The 18,670-nt window shown below is 65.4% G+C and carries 8 protein-coding genes; 1 reads left to right on the plus strand and 7 read right to left on the minus strand.

The window, feature by feature from the left end; all coding sequences use genetic code 11:
- From ABZ942_RS43635 to ABZ942_RS43660, 6 genes are all read right to left on the minus strand, one after another.
- The coding region (locus ABZ942_RS43635) for a type I polyketide synthase (RefSeq protein WP_357392228.1) at positions 1 to 10,045 on the minus strand (10,045 nt) is incomplete at its 3' end.
- A 191-nt stretch (positions 10,046 to 10,236) separates the two neighbouring features.
- Positions 10,237 to 10,899, minus strand: a complete 663-nt coding sequence (locus ABZ942_RS43640) for a class I SAM-dependent methyltransferase (protein WP_357392230.1) — start codon at positions 10,897 to 10,899, stop codon at positions 10,237 to 10,239.
- An 8-nt stretch (positions 10,900 to 10,907) separates the two neighbouring features.
- Positions 10,908 to 12,011 carry an HAD-IIIC family phosphatase gene (locus ABZ942_RS43645; RefSeq protein ID WP_357392232.1) on the minus strand — a complete coding sequence of 368 codons (1,104 nt, stop codon included), beginning with the start codon at positions 12,009 to 12,011 and terminating at the stop codon, positions 10,908 to 10,910.
- A gap of 8 nt (positions 12,012 to 12,019) precedes the next feature.
- Complete coding sequence (locus ABZ942_RS43650; protein ID WP_357392234.1) at positions 12,020 to 13,138, minus strand: acyl-CoA dehydrogenase family protein; 1,119 nt, start codon at positions 13,136 to 13,138, stop codon at positions 12,020 to 12,022.
- Positions 13,128 to 13,412, minus strand: coding sequence for an acyl carrier protein (locus ABZ942_RS43655; protein ID WP_357392235.1), 285 nt, complete (start codon positions 13,410 to 13,412; stop codon positions 13,128 to 13,130). The genes ABZ942_RS43650 and ABZ942_RS43655 overlap by 11 nt, the downstream gene beginning before the upstream one ends.
- 9 nt (positions 13,413 to 13,421) lie before the next feature.
- Positions 13,422 to 14,276: a 3-hydroxyacyl-CoA dehydrogenase family protein gene (locus ABZ942_RS43660; protein WP_357392237.1), complete on the minus strand. Its 855-nt coding sequence runs from the start codon at positions 14,274 to 14,276 to the stop codon at positions 13,422 to 13,424.
- A 56-nt stretch (positions 14,277 to 14,332) separates the two neighbouring features.
- On the opposite strand from ABZ942_RS43660, the gene ABZ942_RS43665 reads away from it, so the two are divergent.
- Positions 14,333 to 15,094, plus strand: a complete 762-nt coding sequence (locus ABZ942_RS43665) for a VOC family protein (protein ID WP_357392239.1) — start codon at positions 14,333 to 14,335, stop codon at positions 15,092 to 15,094.
- Between the two features lie 69 nt (positions 15,095 to 15,163).
- Here the strand turns inward: ABZ942_RS43665 and ABZ942_RS43670 are convergent.
- Positions 15,164 to 18,670, minus strand: a 3,507-nt coding sequence (locus tag ABZ942_RS43670; RefSeq protein WP_357392242.1) for a type I polyketide synthase, incomplete at its 5' end; no start/stop codon positions are given.

Consider the following 18,670-nt stretch of genomic DNA (forward strand, 5'->3'; position numbering starts at 1 on the left):
CCCGCGCCATCCCCAACCACTGCGAACCCTGCCCCGGAAACACAAACACAACACCACGAACCGCCACAGACGAACCGACCAGCACACGATCGCTCACGTTTCCGTCCGACAGCGCGTCCAGCCCGGCCAACAAGCCGACCCGTCCCGCACCGACCACCACCGCGCGGTGGTCAAAGGACGTGCGAGACCTGAGCAGCGACCACCCCACATCCGCCGCAGCCAACTCCGGCCGATCCCGCACATACGACGACAGTCGCTGTGCCTGATCCCGCAGGGCACCAGGCGTTTTCGCGGACACCACCCACGCCAGCGGCCCCTCGGGCCGTGTCGTATCGGATACCGGTTCGGCGACCGGAGCATCGGGCTCGGTTGCTTGTTCGAGAATGACGTGGGCGTTGGTGCCGCTGATGCCGAACGAGGACACCGCTGCTCGCCGCGGTGCACCGGCCTCGGTATCCCAGGGCCTGGCCTCGGTCAACAACTCCACCGCGCCATCGGCCCAATTCACGTGCGGCGACGGCATATCCGCGTGCAACGACTTCGGCAGCACACCACGGCGCATCGCCTCGACCATCTTGATCACCCCGGCCATTCCGGCGGCGGCCTGGGTATGCCCGATATTGGATTTCACCGACCCCAACCACAGTGGCCGCTCCGCCGACCGAGCTTGTCCATAGGTCGCCAGCAGCGCCCCGGCCTCGATCGGATCACCCAACCGAGTCCCGGTCCCGTGCGCCTCCACGACATCGACCGCCGACGCCGCGAGTCCGGCATCGGCCAGCGCCGCGCGGATCACCCGCTGCTGCGAGGGGCCATTCGGGGCGGTCAAGCCGTTCGACGCACCATCCTGATTCACCGCCGAACCACGCACCACCGCCAAAACGTCATGACCCAGCCGACGCGCATCCGAAAGCCGCTCCAACAGAAGCAAACCCACGCCCTCGGACCAACCCACGCCATCCGCGTCCGCCGAGAAGGACTTGCACCGGCCATCCGCCGCCAATCCCCGCTGGCGGGCGAACTCCACCAGCGTCCCCGGTGTCGACATGACCGTCACACCGCCGGCCAACGCCATCGAGCACTCACCGGCCCGCAAGGCGGATATCGCCTGATGCAGGGCGACCAGCGACGACGAACACGCGGTGTCGACCGATATCGCCGGACCCACCAAACCCAGCACGTACGAGACGCGACCCGACAGCGCACTCGCCGCATTTCCGGTCAGCGCCACGCCTTCCGCTTCCGGAGGCATAGCGCCGATCCGCGGTGCGTAGTCGTAGTACATGAGCCCGGTGAAGACGCCGGTTCGACTGCCCTTGAGCGTCGTGGGATCGATGCCCGCGTTCTCGACGGTCTCCCAGGCAGTTTCGAGTAACAACCGCTGCTGCGGATCCATCGCCAGTGCCTCGCGGGGCGAGATTCCGAAAAAGGACGCATCGAAATCCGCGGCCGCATAGAGGAATCCGCCTGCTCGCGCATAGCTCTTGCCGATCGCGTCGGGATCCGGATCGAAGAGATCTTCCGGCCACCCGCGATCGGTGGGCAGACCCGCTACCGCATCCACCTCGTCGACGACCAGTCGCCACAGCTGCTCCGCCGACCCGACGCCGCCCGGGTACCGGCACCCCATTCCCACGATCACGATCGGATCGTCGGCCACGCCGGGCGCCGCCGGCGCGGGTGTAGCGGCAGCGAGCTCCCCCGCCTGCCCGGCAGCCAGGTGGTCCACCAGCTCCGCCACCGTCGGATAGTCGAAGACCAGGGTGGTCGGCAGTCGCCTGCCGGTCAGTGTGGTGAGTCGGTTACGCAACTCGACGGCGGTCAATGAGTCGAAGCCGAGGTCTTTGAACGCCCGTTTACCAGTGATATCCGGGGCGCCGTCATGTCCGAGTATCAGCGCGGCTTCCGCGGTGATCAGCTCGGTCAGCACTGCGTGCCGTTGCCGCTGATCCAGTCCGGCGAGGCGTTGTGCCCACGCCGGTGTGCCCGCCGAATTGTGCTGCGGACCCGCATCGGCGCGACGGCCCCGGACAGCGAGTAGGTCCGAATAGATGCTGGTGTCCGCCATCGCACGGATCGCGGTCAGATCCAGGCGCGCAGGCACGACCATCGGTTCGGGCGCGACCACCGCGCGGTCCAGCAACGCCAAACCCTCGGTGTCGTGCATCGCCACCCAACCGCGCCGGTTCATCCGTTCCCGGTCGCCGGCCCGCAGGTGCCCGGTGATCCCCGTGTCTTGGTCCCATAAACCCCACGCCAGTGACATCGCGGGCAAGCCGAGGCGCTGCCGGTAGTGCGCGAGGCCGTCGAGGAAGGCGTTGCCGGCGGCGTAGTTGCCCTGGCCCGGTGCGCCCAGCACCCCGGACACCGAGGAGTAAACGAGGAATCCCCGCAGGTCCAGGTCCCGAGTCAGCTCGTGCAGATGCCACGCCGCGGCCACCTTCGGGGCAAGCACACGAGCCACCTGCTCGGGTGTCAGCGAGGTGATCACGCCGTCGTCGAGCACCCCGGCCGTGTGCACCACCACCCGCACCGGGAATGCCGGGTCGACAGCAGCCAATACCGCGGCCAACTGCCCGCGATCGGTCACATCACACGCGGCCGCGACCACCGATTGCGCACCCGCAGCCAGCAGATCCGCACGCAACGCGGCGAATCCCTCGGCAGTTTCACCGCGGCGGCTCACCAGCAGCACTCTCCGCACCCCGTGCGCGGTGACCAGGTGTCGGGCCAGCATCGATCCCAGCGCACCCGAACCACCCGTGATCAGCACCGTGCCCGAGCCATCCCACGGCAACCTCGCATCGGCGAGCGCCGCGGCGACCGGACGCACCCGCGCCAACCGCGGCACGCCCGCCCGCCCGCCCCGCAGCACCAGCTGCGACTCGCCGCCGGCGAGTGCGGCAGGCAACGCCTGCCAGGATTCGGTCGTGTCATCGATATCGACCAGCACGAACCGATCCGGATTCTCCGCCTGCGCCGAACGCACCAGACCCCACACCGAAGCGGCCGCCAAGCCCGACACCGATCCCGGTGCCGCCGAGTCGGTTTCGGTGACCGCGGACGACAATTCCGCCTCGACCTCGCCGATCCCGGTCGCACGCTGAGTCACCACCACCAGACGCGACTCCACCAACCGTGGCTCGGCCAACCACGCCTGCAACAGCCCGAGAACCTCGCCGACCATCCGGTGCACGCTCTCTGCCACCGGCGTGGCCGGCCGCGGCACCGGGACCCGCGCCACGACGACAGCCGGTGTCGGACGGCCGGTATCGATCGCCGCGGTCAATGACGTCAGATCCGCCGCCCAATGCGCACTGGTCACGTTCGCGCCGAAGGCATGGCTGGTAGCCCCGTCTCCGAGGTACGTCCAGTCACTCGTGGCTATCGGAACCTGTTGTGGCAGTGGATAGTCGATCCAATCCAGCCGATACAGCGAGTCCTGCCGCGCGGCTGCTCGCCCCTGATCGGCCAACCGATCGGGGATCGGGCGCATCGTCAACGCGTCCACCGTGACGATCGGCTGATCCTGATCATCGACCAACCACACCGACACCCCACCGGCACCGACCGCCGAAACAGCAGGGGCTATCCGGACGCGAGCGTGATCGGCACCGGTGGCATGCACACGCACGCCCTGCCACGAGAACGGCAAACCCGCCGGCCCGGCATCCGCATCGATACCGGGCAACATCGTATGCAACGCGCTGTCCAGCAACGCCGGATGCACCGCGAACTCAGCAGCTGGCGAACCCATGTTCTCGGGTAGCGCAACCTCGGCGAACAACTCCTCGCCGCGCCGCCACATCCGTTGCAAACCCTGGAACACCGGACCATAGCCATACCCGTGCGCCGACACTCGCTCGTAGCCATCGCTCAGGTCGATCTCGGCCGCGCCGGCCGGTGGCCATGAACCCAAACCCGATGCAGAATACGCAGTTTTGGTGGAAAGGACGGCACTCGCATGCAACACCCACTCCGTGACCGCGGCTTCGGCATCCCGGCCGGTGTCAGAGCGTGAATACACACTCGCCGCACACCGCCCCTCCGCATCTGGTTCACCGACACTCACCCGCACCTGCACCGCATCATCCGACAGCAGCAACGGCGTCACCACCGTCAACTCATCGACCACAGCAGCGCTCGCATAGTCACCAGCGGCAATCAACAATTCGACGAAACCAGTCCCCGGCAGCAACACCATCCCGGCCACCTGGTGATCAGCCAGCCACGCAAATTCCCGCAGCGACAATCGACCCGTCATAACCACACCGCCGGAAGGCAATTCCACCACCGCACCCAGCAACGGATGCCCGGCAGCGCCAACCCCCAACGCCTCAGCATCACCGGAGCCAGCCTGCGCATCCAGCCAGAACCGCTTCCGCTGGAACGCATACGTCGGCAACGCAATACGCCGATCCACTTCTGCCGCAACCGGATCCACCCCGCCGGTGCCGATGGCCGCAGACCAGTCGACGGACACGCCGACGGCATACAACGTCGCCAGACCGGTCAGCAGATACCGCGGTTCGGACCGATCCCGGCGCAGGGTAGCGGTGACCGTGACGTCCGGATGGGTCTCGGCGAGAGTCTCGGTGATCGCCGCTGTCAATGTCGGATCCGGACCCACCTCCGCCAGCACACCGATGTCCTGCTCGGCCGCAACGGCGATGGCGTCGGCGAACCGGACCGGGGCCAGGACCTGCCGCACCCAGTAGTGCGGATCGGTCCACTCGGCAGGATCGAGCAGGGTGCCGGTGACCGTGGAGACGATCGGTATCCGCGCCGGGGCGAATCGCAACCCGGCCAGCACCCGCGCGAATTCCTCGGTCATCGGCATCATCAACGGGGAATGGAAGCCATGGCTGACCCGTAGCGACCGAGTCCGTCTGCCCCGTGCCGCCAGCACTTTCAGCACTGCGGCCACCGCGGCCTCGGCGCCGGAAACCACCACTGCGGCAGGACCGTTCACCGCGGCCACCACTGCAGGACCCAGCTCGGTACCGAGCTGGTCGAGGATTTCCTGAACTTCGGTTTCGGAGGCGGCGAGCGCGGCCATCGCGCCCCCGGACGGGAGTTGCTGCATCAACCGGGCGCGCGCGGCCACCAGGACACTCGCGTCCTCGAGGTTCAGTACCCCGGCCACGTGTGCGGCGGCGATCTCCCCGACCGAATGTCCCACCAGCACACGCGGTGTCACGCCGCAGGCGATCAGCAGCTCGTACAGGGCGACTTCCATCGCGAACAGCGCCGGTTGCGCCAATCCCGTGGTGTCCAGATCGTTCCCGGTGGCGATCGCCTCCCGGATCGAGCCACCCACCAACGGATCCAGCACCGCGCATACCCGTCGCAGGGCGTCGTCGAACGGGGCGAAACCGGCCAGCCCCAGCCCCATCCCGCTGCGTTGCGAGCCCTGACCGGAAAACACCAGGCCTACACCAGAACTCGCGACGGTCACACCGATGGCTGCGCCGAACCCCGCCGAATCGTCGCGCAGCACCGCGTTGACGGATTGCCCGGCCGCGACCTGAGTCAACCCGGCCAGCAACGCGTCTCGGTCCGCGCCGACGACCACGGCCCGGTGGTCGAACAAAGCCCGCGAATGCCGCAGCGACCAAGCCACATCGGCCGGATCCAGCTGCGGCCGATGCCGCACGTGCTGGGCCAACCGCTGAGCCTGATCCCGCAGCGCGGCAGGCGTTTTCGCCGACACCACCCACATCAGCGGCCGCTCGGACCCGGTCGTTTCGGCGGATTCAGCAGTGCTGGTGGTGCCCGCACCATCGGCGGCCCGGCTCGGCAGCGGCGGTGCTTGTTCGAGGATGACGTGAGCATTCGTGCCGCTGATCCCGAACGAGGACACCGCCGCTCGCCGCGGCGTATCCATCTCGGTGTCCCATGTCCGGGTCTCGGTCAGCAGCTCCACCGCCCCGGCGGCCCAATCCACCTGTGGCGACGGCGCGGCCACGTGCAACGACTTCGGCAACACACCCTCGCGCATCGCCAGCACCATCTTGATCACCCCGGCCACCCCGGCGGCGGCCTGCGTATGACCGATATTGGATTTCACCGACCCCAACCACAACGGTCGCCCGGATCGGCCCTGCCCGTAAGTAGCCAACAAGGCTTCGGCCTCGATCGGATCACCCAACCGAGTCCCCGTGCCATGTGCCTCCACCACATCCACCGCTGACGCGGCCAACCCGGCATTGCCCAGCGCAGCACGAATCACCCGCTGCTGCGCCGGACCATTAGGCGCGGTCAGACCGTTCGACGCACCATCCTGATTCACCGCCGAACCACGCACCACCGCCAGCACCTCATGGCCCAGCCGACGTGCCTCCGAAAGCCGCTCCAGCAGCAGCAAACCCACGCCCTCGGACCAACCCACGCCATCCGCGTCCGCCGAGAACGGCTTGCATCGGCCGTCCGGGGCCAAGCCCCGCTGGCGCGCGAACTCCACAAATGTTCCCGGGGAGGACATCACCGTCACCCCACCGGCCAACGCCATCGAGCACTCACCGGCCCGCAAGGCAGATACCGCCTGATGCAGTGCGACCAGCGACGACGAACACGCCGTATCGACGGACACCGCCGGGCCCACCAGACCGAGCACGTACGCCACCCGACCCGACAACACACTCGCCGCAGTGCCGGTCATCAGGTAGCCCGCGACCCCACTGGGCACCTGGCTCATCATGGTCGCGTATTCCTGCCCGCTGCCGCCGACGAAGACCCCCGTCTGCGAATCACGCAGGCCGCTCGGGTCGATACCCGCATTTTCGATGGTCTCCCAGGCAGTTTCCAGCAACAGCCGCTGCTGCGGATCCATCGCCAACGCCTCCCGCGGCGAGATCCCGAAGAACGACGCGTCGAAATCCCCCGCATCGGGCAGGAATCCACCGGGCGGGATCTCGACGCTCCAGCCCCTGGAATCCGTCATCGGAGCGACCACATCGCGGCCGTTGCTGACCAGATCCCAGAACGCCTCCGGCGAACTCGCGCCCCCGGGGAACCGGCAGGCCATGCCGACGATGGCGATGGGTTCGTTGGGGGCCGATTCGGCTGGGCCGGCCGGGACCTCCCTGTCCGCGGCACCGCCGGTCAGTTGTTCGACGAAGTACTTCGTCAGGGCCTCGACCGTCGGATAGTTGAACAGCAATCCGGCGGACGGTCGAATACCTGTCGCCGCCACCAAGGCGTTGCGCAGTTCGACCGACGAGGCGGAATCGAATCCGAGCTCCTTGAAGGTTCTGCCCGCAACATCCGGTTCGGTGCGGTCATCCGCAATGATCCGGCGGCATTCGCGCACGATCAGCTCTCGTACGTTGGCCGCGGTATCCGCTGCCGAAGCGTCCGCGCCCTTGCTGCTCGAGCCCGGATCGCCCGCGCGGCCGTCGAGCGCAACGCCGACAGCTGAACGGCTGCCGAACCAATGTGATTCGCGTTGAAACGCATACGTCGGCAACGGAATACGCCGGCCCGGCGCACTCGTGCCGGCAGCGGGCCAGTCGACGGGCACCCCGTTGGCGTGCACCGCGGCCAGGCTGGTCAGCAGATACCGAGCCTCGGGACGATCCCGGCGCAAGGTCGCGGTCACCGTGATCCGCGGGTGCGACTCGGCGAGGATGTCGGTGATCGCACCGGTCAATGTCGGATCCGGACCCACCTCCATGACGGCGTTGAGTCCCAGGTCGGCGGCAACGGTAATGGCGTCGGCGAAACGAACCGGCGCCAGCACCTGGCGCACCCAGTGATCCGGATCGGTCCAGTCCCCCGGATCCAACAGAGTCCCCGTGACGGTGGACACGATCGGCAGCTGAGCGGGGGCGAACCGCAACCCCGCCAGCACGTGGGCGAACTCCTCGGTCATCGGCGCCATCAACGGGGAATGAAACGCATGACTCACCCGCAACAGCCGTGCCCGGCGTTCCTGGCCCGCCAGCACGTCCAGCACGCTCCGCACGGCCGATGCCACGCCCGAAACCACCACCGCGACAGGACTGTTCACTGCCGCAACCACCACCGGCCCCGGCTCGGCGCCGAGCCTGCCGATGACCTCGCGGACTTCGGTTTCGGTGGCGACGACCGCTGCCATCGCACCCCCCGCCGGCAACTGCTGCATCAACCGCGCCCGCGCCGCCACCAGCGTGCAGGCGTCGTCGAGATTCAAGACCCCGGCGACATGTGCGGCCGCGATCTCGCCCACCGAATGCCCCACCAGCACCCGCGGGCGAATTCCGCACGCCGACAACAACTCATAGGTCGCGACTTGCACCGCGAACAGCGCCGGTTGCGCCAGTCCGGTCCCGTCCAGTCCGACCCCGGACGCGATCACCTCCCGGATCGAGGTGCCTACCAGCGGATCCAGCACCGCGCACACCCGATTCATCGCCGCGGTGAACGCGGCGAAGTCCGCCAGCCCCGAACCCATCGCGACCCGCTGCGAGCCCTGGCCGGAAAACACCACGCCCACACCGGAACCCAGGCCCGCACGCGCCGCGCCGACCGCGACACCGAATCCCGCCGGGTCATCCCGCACCACCGCACCGGTCGGCTGCCCGGCCGCCACCGCAGCCAACCCCGCAAGCAGCGCTTCCCGGTCCTGGCCGACCAGCACGGCACGGTGTTCGAACAAAGCACGCGAATGCCGCAGCGACCACGCCACATCGGCGGGGGCGAGTTCCGGCCGCTCCTGCACATGCGATAGCAGGCGGTCCGCTTGAGCCCGCAGTGCCACAGCCGATTTCGCCGACAGCACCCACGGCAACGGCTGCGCCGGGTCGGCGGTGTCATCGGAGCCGTTCCGCTTCGCGGACCTGCTCGGTTCGCCGGTGGACCACTCCGCGAGAATGACATGGCAGTTGGCGCCACCCATGCCAAAGGAATTCACGCCGGCAATCAGCGGCCGGGTAGCGGCTGGCCAATCGCCGGTTTCGACCTGCACCGAAAGCCGCAGATCGCCGAGTGGAATGTCGCGGTTCGGTGTTGAGTAGTTCAAACTGGCCGGGATACACCGATTTTCGATACAGAGCGCGGCTTTGATCAAACCCGCGATACCGGCCGCGCCCTCGAGATGTCCGATGTTCGTCTTGATGCTTCCGACGACGAGGTCGCGATCGCGGCGCGGTACTGCCCCGAGGACCTGGCCCACCGATTCGGCCTCGATCGGATCACCCACCGGTGTTCCCGGACCGTGGAGCTCTACATACTGCACATCCGAGGGGGCGATGCCCGATTCTTCGTACGTCGCTCGAAGTAGTGCCGCTTGGGCATCCGCGTTCGGCGTGGTGATTCGATCGGCGCTGCCGTACCCGACGCCGCTGCCCCGGATGACGCAGTAGACCCGGTCGCCATCGGCCAAGGCCCGGGACAACGGCTTCAGCAGGACGGCACCGCCACCCTCGCCGCGAACGAACCCGTTCGCACGTTCATCGAACGCATAGCAGCGACCATCCGGTGACAGCCCGCCCCATTCGGCGAGGATGTCGGAGTTCGCCGTATCGAGCGCGATATTCACGCCCGCCGCTATCGCGAGATCCGCCTCGCCACCGCGAATGCTCCGGTACGCGAGGTGGGTCGCGGTGAGCGAGGACGACTGGCCGGTATCGACCGTGACGCTGGGCCCATGCAGCGACAAGAAGTGGGAGAGCCGGTTCGCGATCATGCCGCGCTGAATCCCCGCGGCGGTATCTGCGGTGACCTCGCCGCCATGATGGCGCTTCGTCAGATCGGCGTAGTCGTCCCACATCGAGCCGACGAACACCCCGACCCGATGATCGTCGAGTTCGTCAGGCCTGATCCCGGCGTCCTCGAGCGCCTCCCAGCCCAGCTCCAGCATCAAGCGCTGCTGTGGATCTGTCGCCGCGGCCTCGGCCGTGGAAAGGCCGAAGAACTCCGCATCGAAGGCGTCGATATCGTCGAGGTAGTTCAGCCTGGTCGACGATTCGGCGGCGTCGGACCGCAGCAACGACTCGCGACGCAGGTCCGGTCGGCGAGCGGAGACACCTCGCCCCTCGACCAGCAGCCGCCAGAATTCCGCCATATTTCCGGCGCCCGGAAATCTGCACGACATTCCGACCACAGCGACATCGTCGACAAACCCGTCGCTACGTTCCGTTGCCTCCGAGTCGCGCTGACCGGACATATCCACCTCAAACATCCCCAATAGAAGTCACTGCCAATATCGGTAGCGATCGAATGCAGCGCCGATCATCCCGCGGGCCCGTATCGAAACTACTTCTTCAACGCCATGGTGATCCCGTCGGAGAACGGCAACAGCGACAACTCGATTCGATCGTCCTTCAGCAGAAAGCTGTTGAGCGCTCTGATCGCTTCGGTGTCCGCGTCCGCACAATCGGGATCTATCACCCTGCCGAAGAAGAGCGTATTGTCCAGCAGAATCAGACCGCCGTGTCGCACCAGCGTGAGAGATTTCTCGTAATAGTCCGGATAGCCTGCCTTATCCGCGTCGATAAAGGCCAGATCGAAGCATCCCGGCCCCTTTATTTCTAGCAAAGCGGCCAACGTGCTTCGGGCATCACCGATCAGGAGCTCGATACGATCGGCAACCCCCGCCCGTGACCAGTAGGGCGTCGCGATCTGCGGCCATTTCTCGGAAATATCACATGTCACCAGCCGCCCGTCCGCCGGCAGCGATCTGGCCATACACAGGGAGCTGTAGCCGGTGAACGTGCCGACCTCCAGTATCGATCTGGCGCCGATCAGACGAACAAGCAGCGAAAGAAACTGCCCTTCCTCGGGCATGATCTGCATCGCGTGCCCCATGGGGTACTTTTCGGTCTCCTCGCGAAGATCACGCAGTACGGAATCCTCACGGAGTGACACGTCCCGAAGGTATTGCACCAGTCCGGGTGAGATATCTGTCTGACCTGCCATCGCCTTCTCTATACTCCAGTCTGCTCGATCTGCGGCGCCACCGGCAACGATCCGGGAGCCTCGAAGCGGATCGTGTCGGGCACGGATCGTTCATCCGGAACCAGATGGAATCGCTGAATTTCGGCATCGGACTCGGGCAATGTGCCGATACACAAGCAATTCGACTCGGTGAAGCCGGCAAACCGATAAGCCATCTCCATCATGCGGTTGCGTTCGGTGCGCCGGAAATCCGCCACCAGATGTACACCGGCGCGCTGCGCCCTCGATATCAGCCAATTCAATATCACCGTGCCGATACCGAACGACACCACGCGGCACGAAGTCGCCAGCAGTCGCAAATGCCAGCAGTCAGCGTACTTTTCCAGGAGCACCACCCCGATGGCGCCGTGCGGCCCGTAGCGATCCGTCAGGGTCGCCACCAGCACCTCGTGCGCCGGATCGAGCAGCAGGGCGCGCAGGTCCGCGTCCGAGTAGTGCACGCCGGTCGCGTTCATTTGACTGGTGCGCAGCGTCAGTTCTTCGACCCTCGTCAAACTCTCCGGATCTGCCGGAGTAATTTTCAGCACCAGTTCCAGCGATCGCAGGAACTCCTCATCCGGGCCGGAGAACTCTTCTCGGGCCGCGTCCCGGATGAATGAAGCCTGGTACATCAGCCGCCGACGCCTTGCGTCCTCGGTGATATTCGCCGGAACGAACTCCGCGAGATCCGCCAGCCCACTGAGCTGCTCAGGCGAGTAGCACCGCACTTCCGGTAGGTGGAACGCCACCTCCGCACGTTCGGCGGGTTGATCATCGACGAAGGCGATGACCGACTCCGCAAAATTCAGCGTCTCCATGATGCGGCTGACCGACGCGGACTTGGGCCCCCAACCGATCTGCGGCAGAATGAAGTATTCAGCGATCCCCAACTCTTCGAGCCGGGACCACGCCAAGTCATAATGATTCTTACTGGCGACCGATTGCAGAATCCCCCGCGAATCCAGTACGCGTATCAGCTCACGCACCGAATCGTCGAGCCGCACGTGCCGATCTTCCAGTATCGTGCCCTGCCATAGCGTGTTATCCAGATCCCAGACAACACATTTTATCGTCTTGACAGTCCCGGTCACCATCAACCTCGCTATACCTGGTAGGACGCGTTGAATGCCTGCTCAGCCAGAATCAGCTGACATATTTCACTGCTTCCTTCGATGATCTCCATCAGCTTTGCGTCGCGATACGCGCGCGCAACCGGACGGCCGTCGCGCGCGCCGGCCGAGGCGAGCACCTGAACAGCCGTCGCGGCCCCGCGGACCGCGTGCTGCGCGCTCACATATTTGGCCATGACTGCGGCCGTCACCATCTCCGGGCGTTTCGCATCCCAGCACTGGCTGGCATATTCACAAGATCGAGTCGCAATATGCTCGGCGGTCAGCAATTCGGCAACATTGCGCGCAGTGAGCTGATGCTGCGCGAGCGGCTTGCCGAATTGCTCCCTGGTCCGTGCGTGCCGAGTAGCTTCCGCAAGGCAGGAGCGGAGAATGCCGACGCATCCCCAGGCGACGGATAAACGACCGTAGGTCAGTGCGGTGGTTACCAGCAATTGCAGGGACTGTGCCGAACCGCCGAGCAGGCTGTTTTCGGTCAACCGGACGGAGTCGAACTCGACGTCGGCGTGACCGGCGGCCCGGCAGCCGAGCGGATCCGCAACCTTGGTGACCGTGACGCCCGGGCTGGCGGTCGGCACCACCACAGCTGCCGCACCATCGCCGAACTGTCCGAAAACCACGAGAAGATCCGCGTAGTCCGCGGCGGTGACCCACACCTTGCTGCCGCTGAGGACCAGGTGATCCCCGTCGCGTTTGATTCGAGTGGTGATCGCCGACAGGTCGCTGCCCGCGTCGGGCTCGCTGAAACCGACGGCGGCAACCTTCCCAGCCGTCAGTTCGCTGAGGTACGCATGCCGCTGAGCCATATCGCCCAGCCGTTGAATCGTCCACGCCGCCATGCCCTGCGAGGTCATCACGCTGCGCAGCGAGCTACAACGTGCACCGACGTGCGCGGTCAGCCTGCCCGTCGACGAGCTGTCGAAGCCGAGCCCCCCGTAGGTCTCGGGGACCTGCGGGCACAGCAGGCCGCGCCCGCCCAGGTCCGCGAGCACACGCGAGGGCAGCAACCCCGCCAGATCCCAGGATTCTGCCTGGTCACCGACTATCGAATCGACGATCTCGCATGCCTCAGCGAAACTGTCACTCGCCATGATGCTCCCGTAGCCGATGCACGAGGTCGACCATCTTGTCGACGGAACGAAAGTTCGCCAACTGCAGGTCGGAACCGATGATGGCCACGCCGAACTCGCCTTCGAGCTGCACGACGAGTTCCATCGCGAACATCGAATTGACCAGCCCCTTGGCAAAGATGTCCTGACTCGGCGCGATCTCGGTCTTCAGTCGCGTGGTCAGGTACGCCAGGATCTTTTGTTCGATAGCCGAGCGTTCCAGCAGGACATCGGTGGCGTTGGCTTCGTTGGACATGTCTCCCTCTCAGTATTCGTAGAACCCGCGGCCGGTTTTGCGACCGAGATCGCCCTGCTGCACCTTCTCGAGCAAAGCGGTACTCGGCTCGAAATAGCTTTGTCCGGTGCGTTCATAAAGAGCACGAAGCGCGTCGACGAGATTATCGATGCCGATCAAATCGGCCGTCCGCAAAGGGCCGGTCGGGTGCCCGAGACATCCCTGCATCAATGCATCGACGTCTTCCGCCGAAGCGATACCGTCACCGACAATTCTCGATGCTTCATTGATCATCGGATGCAGTAGGCGGCTGGTGACGAATCCGGGCGAATCACGGACGACAACCGGCTTGCGCCCGAACGACATCAGCAGGTCGGTAGTGGCCGCGAGGATAGATTCGGACGTACGCGGACCCCGGATCACCTCGACCATATCGATCAAGTAGGCGGGGTTCATGAAATGCGTGCCGACCAGGTCCTCGGGGCGCACCAGACGGCCGGCCAACTCATCGATCGGTATACCCGACGTGTTGGATATCAGCGGAGTACCCGGCTCCACCAATTCGACAACGTCGGCGAGAACTTTCTGCTTGAGGTCGGCATCTTCGACGATAGCCTCGATAACCGCCCTGCTGAGACTCACCTGCGGATCCACGCTGTTGCTCGTCGTGAGCGTGCCCGGCGCTGGGGCAGCTGACGGGGCTCCCATCAGCTGAGCATGCCGAAGTTGGCGCGACACGCGCTCCGGCGCCTGCGCGATCACCTTGTCGTCGGAATCGATCAGATGCACCGAGACGCCCTGATGAAGCACGGTCGTCGCAATGGCCGTTCCCATCACGCCGGCGCCGACGATGGTGACAACTCGCGATTCGTCGTCATCGTGCACGCTGATCCCGCCTCTGCTTTCGTCGGCTCGCCTCACACCGCCACCTCGAGCTGGAAATGCATAGGGAGAATTCCTCGCCGCAGACCATGGTGGTTATTCAGGAGAATAGATGTGCCCCATCCCCATCCCACAACCCCTATGGGACCCCTATCTTATCCACGCGATTATGGTCCGAGCCGCAGGTTGACAGTCATTTCTGGATTGATAATACTGACGTCGATATCAACAGGGTTGATCAAGCGCTTTGCACGGCGCGCAGCGCCCCTGTCCGCCAGAAAGGAAACCTCATGTCGAATAATCCTGCAAAACTGATGGCATTCGAACTCGGAAGTGCGAATCTGCCGGCTACCCAAAAATTCTACGAGCAGGCTTTCGGCTGGAAATTCACCGACGGCACCAACGGTCCCGGCAACCCGTTCGGGTTCGCCAATTTGCCGGAAGGCAGCAATATCCCCTTCGGCACGGTCTGGGATACCACGCTTGGCGGCGGCCGTGAAGGCACCCCCGAGGCGTACCGCGATATCCCCGACGAGTATCTGGCGTTCGTCCTGCTGGTCGATGACCTCAAAGAAGCGTGCCGCCTGGTGGAAGAGGCGGGCGGCAAAGCCGGCCCTCCGATGACCAACGACGACGGCACTTTCGATGCCGCACACATCCGCGACGTGAACGGCACCTTGATCGGGCTATGCTCGATGAATGTGAGCAGTGACTCGGTCCCGCACCCGAACCCGGTGCCCGAAGAGATGATCGGGCAGACCCCACTTCCTGACGCGCTGCTCGATCAGCGCGACGCGATCTTCGACAAGCGCAACGACTGATCGTGCGCCCGAACAGGGCCTTCCTCCCAGGCTGGGAGGAAGGCCCTTTGTCATTTCAATCGGACAGCATCAGGATCTGCCGGAGATCCAATGATCGATCGCCGCAGCGGTCTCCTCCCCTCCCTCATCGATCATGCTGTAGTGCGAGCCCGACACACGAATCAGATCGTGGGTCAGCGACCAGGTCGCCGTCAACCAATCGGTGGACTCGTCGGGGGTCGCGCCGACAAACAGTGTCGGAGCGCTCAGTTCGACCGGCTGCCAATCGCTGAAGAGAGCAAAGTATCCAGTCATCGCCGTGACACCGACATCATCCATCTCGCCGAGACGCGCACCGTCGGCAGCGATTCGGCGCATCATCGGCGATTGGATACGCAACGCAGGCTCACTGCCGACCTCAAAGGTGTCCAGCAGGACCAGCCCGGCGACAGCGGCACCCCGCTGTTCCAGACACACAGCGACCGAATGAGCGATCGTGCCTCCGGCGGATCGCCCGACGAGCACTGCCGGCCGTCCAGCGCAGACCTGCTCCACCCGATCGGCGAGCCACTCGACGAGCGCACCCCAGGTAGCGGGCAGTCGCTCACCCGCAAGGAATCCGGGAAGCGGAAGCACCCACAGGTCCCGGGCGCCATCGAAATGCCGGGCTATCTGCGTGAACTCGAACGGACCGGACATCGGACTTGCGGAGGTGAATCCGACCAAGACCGGCGACTGCTCCCCTGCTGCCAATCGCACGGGTTCCCGGGCCACACCTACTTCGTCGGCCGTTGCGAACGACGGTCGCAATCGTGCTGCGGCGACCGCCATCTCGTTCGCCTGCACGTAACGACCAGCAGCACAGGCATCGAAGTAGAGCGAGGTGATGCTGAGTGCCCGTTGGGCGGCAAGGGTGTCGCGCTCGGTCGCGGACGACGCCGTACCCGGTTGGACATCGGGAGCATTGTTCGCCAACTCTGCCTGCAGGTGTTCGATCAGCGCCGCAGTGGTCGGGTAGTCGAAGACGAGTGTCGCGGGCAGCCGTATCCCGATGGCCGCGTTGAGCCCATTACGCAGTTCGATCGCGGTCAGCGAATCAATGCCCAGTTGCTGGAAGGTTTGGTGCGGGTCGATCTCCTCGACGTTGTACCCGAGTGCGTTCGCCACCAGTACCGGGACGATCTCGGCCAGCGCCTTGTCACGCTCGCTCGCCGACAGTCCGCTCAACCGGCCGCCCACCGAATCGACCTCGGACACTGCCTCGCGTCGACGTGGGAGGCGTACCAATCCACGCATGATCTCCGGCACCTGGCCTGCGACCATCGCGCCGGCCCGAAGCCTTGCCACATCCAGCCGCATCGGCACAACTACTGCCACATCGCCGGCCACCGCGGCATCGAAGAGCGCCAGACCCTCGTCCGCAGACATCGGATGCACACCGGCGCGTTCGATACGTTCGACATCGGACTGGGACAACTGCCCGGTCATCCCGCTGGGCTGCGCCCACATACCCCACGCCAATGATGTTGCCGGGACGCCGAGTCCACGTCGATGTAGCGCCAATGCATCCAGGAACGCATTCGCGGCCGCGTAGTTCGCCTGCCCGAGGCCACCGAGTACACCCGACGCGGACGAGAACAGCACGAATTCCGACAGCGGCAGGTTCCGCGTCAGCTCATGGAGCACGAATGCGGCATCGACCTTCGGGCGCATCACTGTGTCGATGCGCCCAGCATTGAGCGACGAGACGACACCGTCGTCGAGCACGCCGGCAATGTGGACTACGGCGGTCAGTGGATGTTCTGCCGGGATAGCGTCGAGCAGACCGGAGACCGCCTTACGGTCGGCGACGTCACACGCTACCGAAACAACCTCGGCTCCTAGACCGGAGAGCTCGGCAACCAACTCACCGACCCGGCCACTGCGGCTCGCCAGCACCAGGCGCTTGCTTCCATGCTTGGAGACCAGGTGCCGAGCCACCAGCCCACCGAGCAAACCGCTGGCCCCGGTGACCAGCACCGTCCCCTTGTCATATCCGTTGGGCTTCGTTGATTCTGTTTGTGCCATCCGTGCGAGCCGGGGTACGTACGCCGCCCCGGCACGCATTGCTATCTGGGACTCGTCCGTCCAGGCCAGCGCCGCGGCTACTGAGTGCATATCCGTAGCAGACTCCATGTCCAGCAGAACGATCCGTCCCGGATTCTCGGTTTGGGCCGACCGCAGCAGTCCCCACACTGCGGCATACGCTGGGTCGATGTGTGTCTCGGCCTCGGTGACCGCCACCGCTTCTCGGGTAACCACCACCAGGCGGGATGCGTCGAAATGCGTATCGCTCAGCCACGACTGGACCAGCGCGAGCGCGGAATGACTTGCGCGATGAGCCCGATCAGCCACGTCGTCTCCGCCGACTGCCGCGAACCGCACCGCCACCGTTGCCGGCGGGGTCAGACCTGCATCCATCGCAGCGGCGAGCGCGGCCAGATCACCGAATGCCGCCGACCCCGGGATCGTCTCCTCGGCGCCGATCATGACAAGCGAAGCGATGGCCCGCGACGGCTGCTGTACCGCTTGCCATCTCATCCGGTAGAGCGAATCGAACGCGGCGCTCGCTATGGAACTACCAGTGTTGATCGCCCGCATGGCGAACGATTCCGCGGCGGCTACCAGACCGCCCGAGCTATCACAGGCCACGAGAGCCAGGGTGTCGGAACCGATCGCGGTCAGCCGCACTCGCAAAGTCGTTGCGCCGGTGGCATGGAGTGAGACGCCATCCCAGGACAGTGGCAGCTTGCCCACGCCGGAACTGTCCCAACCCGGCAAGAAGGACAGCGGATGCAGCGCGGCGTCGAGCAGTGCGGGATGCAATCCGAACCGTCGCGCGTCGTCGGCGAATTCATCGGGCAGACGCACCTCGGCGAACACCTGATCATCGAGCAGCCAGGCCGCACGCAGACCACGGAACGCCGGGCCGAACTCGAATCCCGCAGCACGCTGGCGGTCGTGCAGATCACTGATATCCAGTTCGGTGGCACCGTTCGGCGGCCACACGGTCAGATCGACGTCGGGCGCAGTCAGTTGCGGAGCCAATACACCTGTCGCGTGACGAGTCCATTGCCCGTCCACCGTCCCGGATGGCCGCCCATGCAGCGAGAACACCCGCCGACCGGATCCTGCAGCGGCGCCGACCTCGAACTGGATCTGCACATCACCGTCAGCGGGCAGTAGCAACGGCACTTCGAGTACGAGTTCCTCCACCCTGTCGCAGTCAACCTGATCACCAGCCCACAACGCCAATTCGACGAAAGCCGTGCCCGGCAGCAGTACCGTGCCGGCGATAGCGTGATCTCCGAGCCACGGATGGCTATCCAACGAGAGACGGCCGGTGAACACGGCACCACCCGAATCGGCGAGCACAACCGCAGCGCCGATCATCGGGTGATCCGTTTCCGTCAGGCCGGCGGAAGCGACATCGGCGGTGAGAGCCGTGAGGCTCAGCCAGTAGCGTTGGCGTTGAAATGCGTACGTAGGCAACTCCACCCGCCGCCCGGAAACGCCACCGCACGCCACCGACCAATCCACCACCACACCGTGCACCCA

It is taken from the genome of Nocardia sp. NPDC046473, from assembly GCF_040645995.1.
Taxonomy (GTDB): domain Bacteria; phylum Actinomycetota; class Actinomycetes; order Mycobacteriales; family Mycobacteriaceae; genus Nocardia.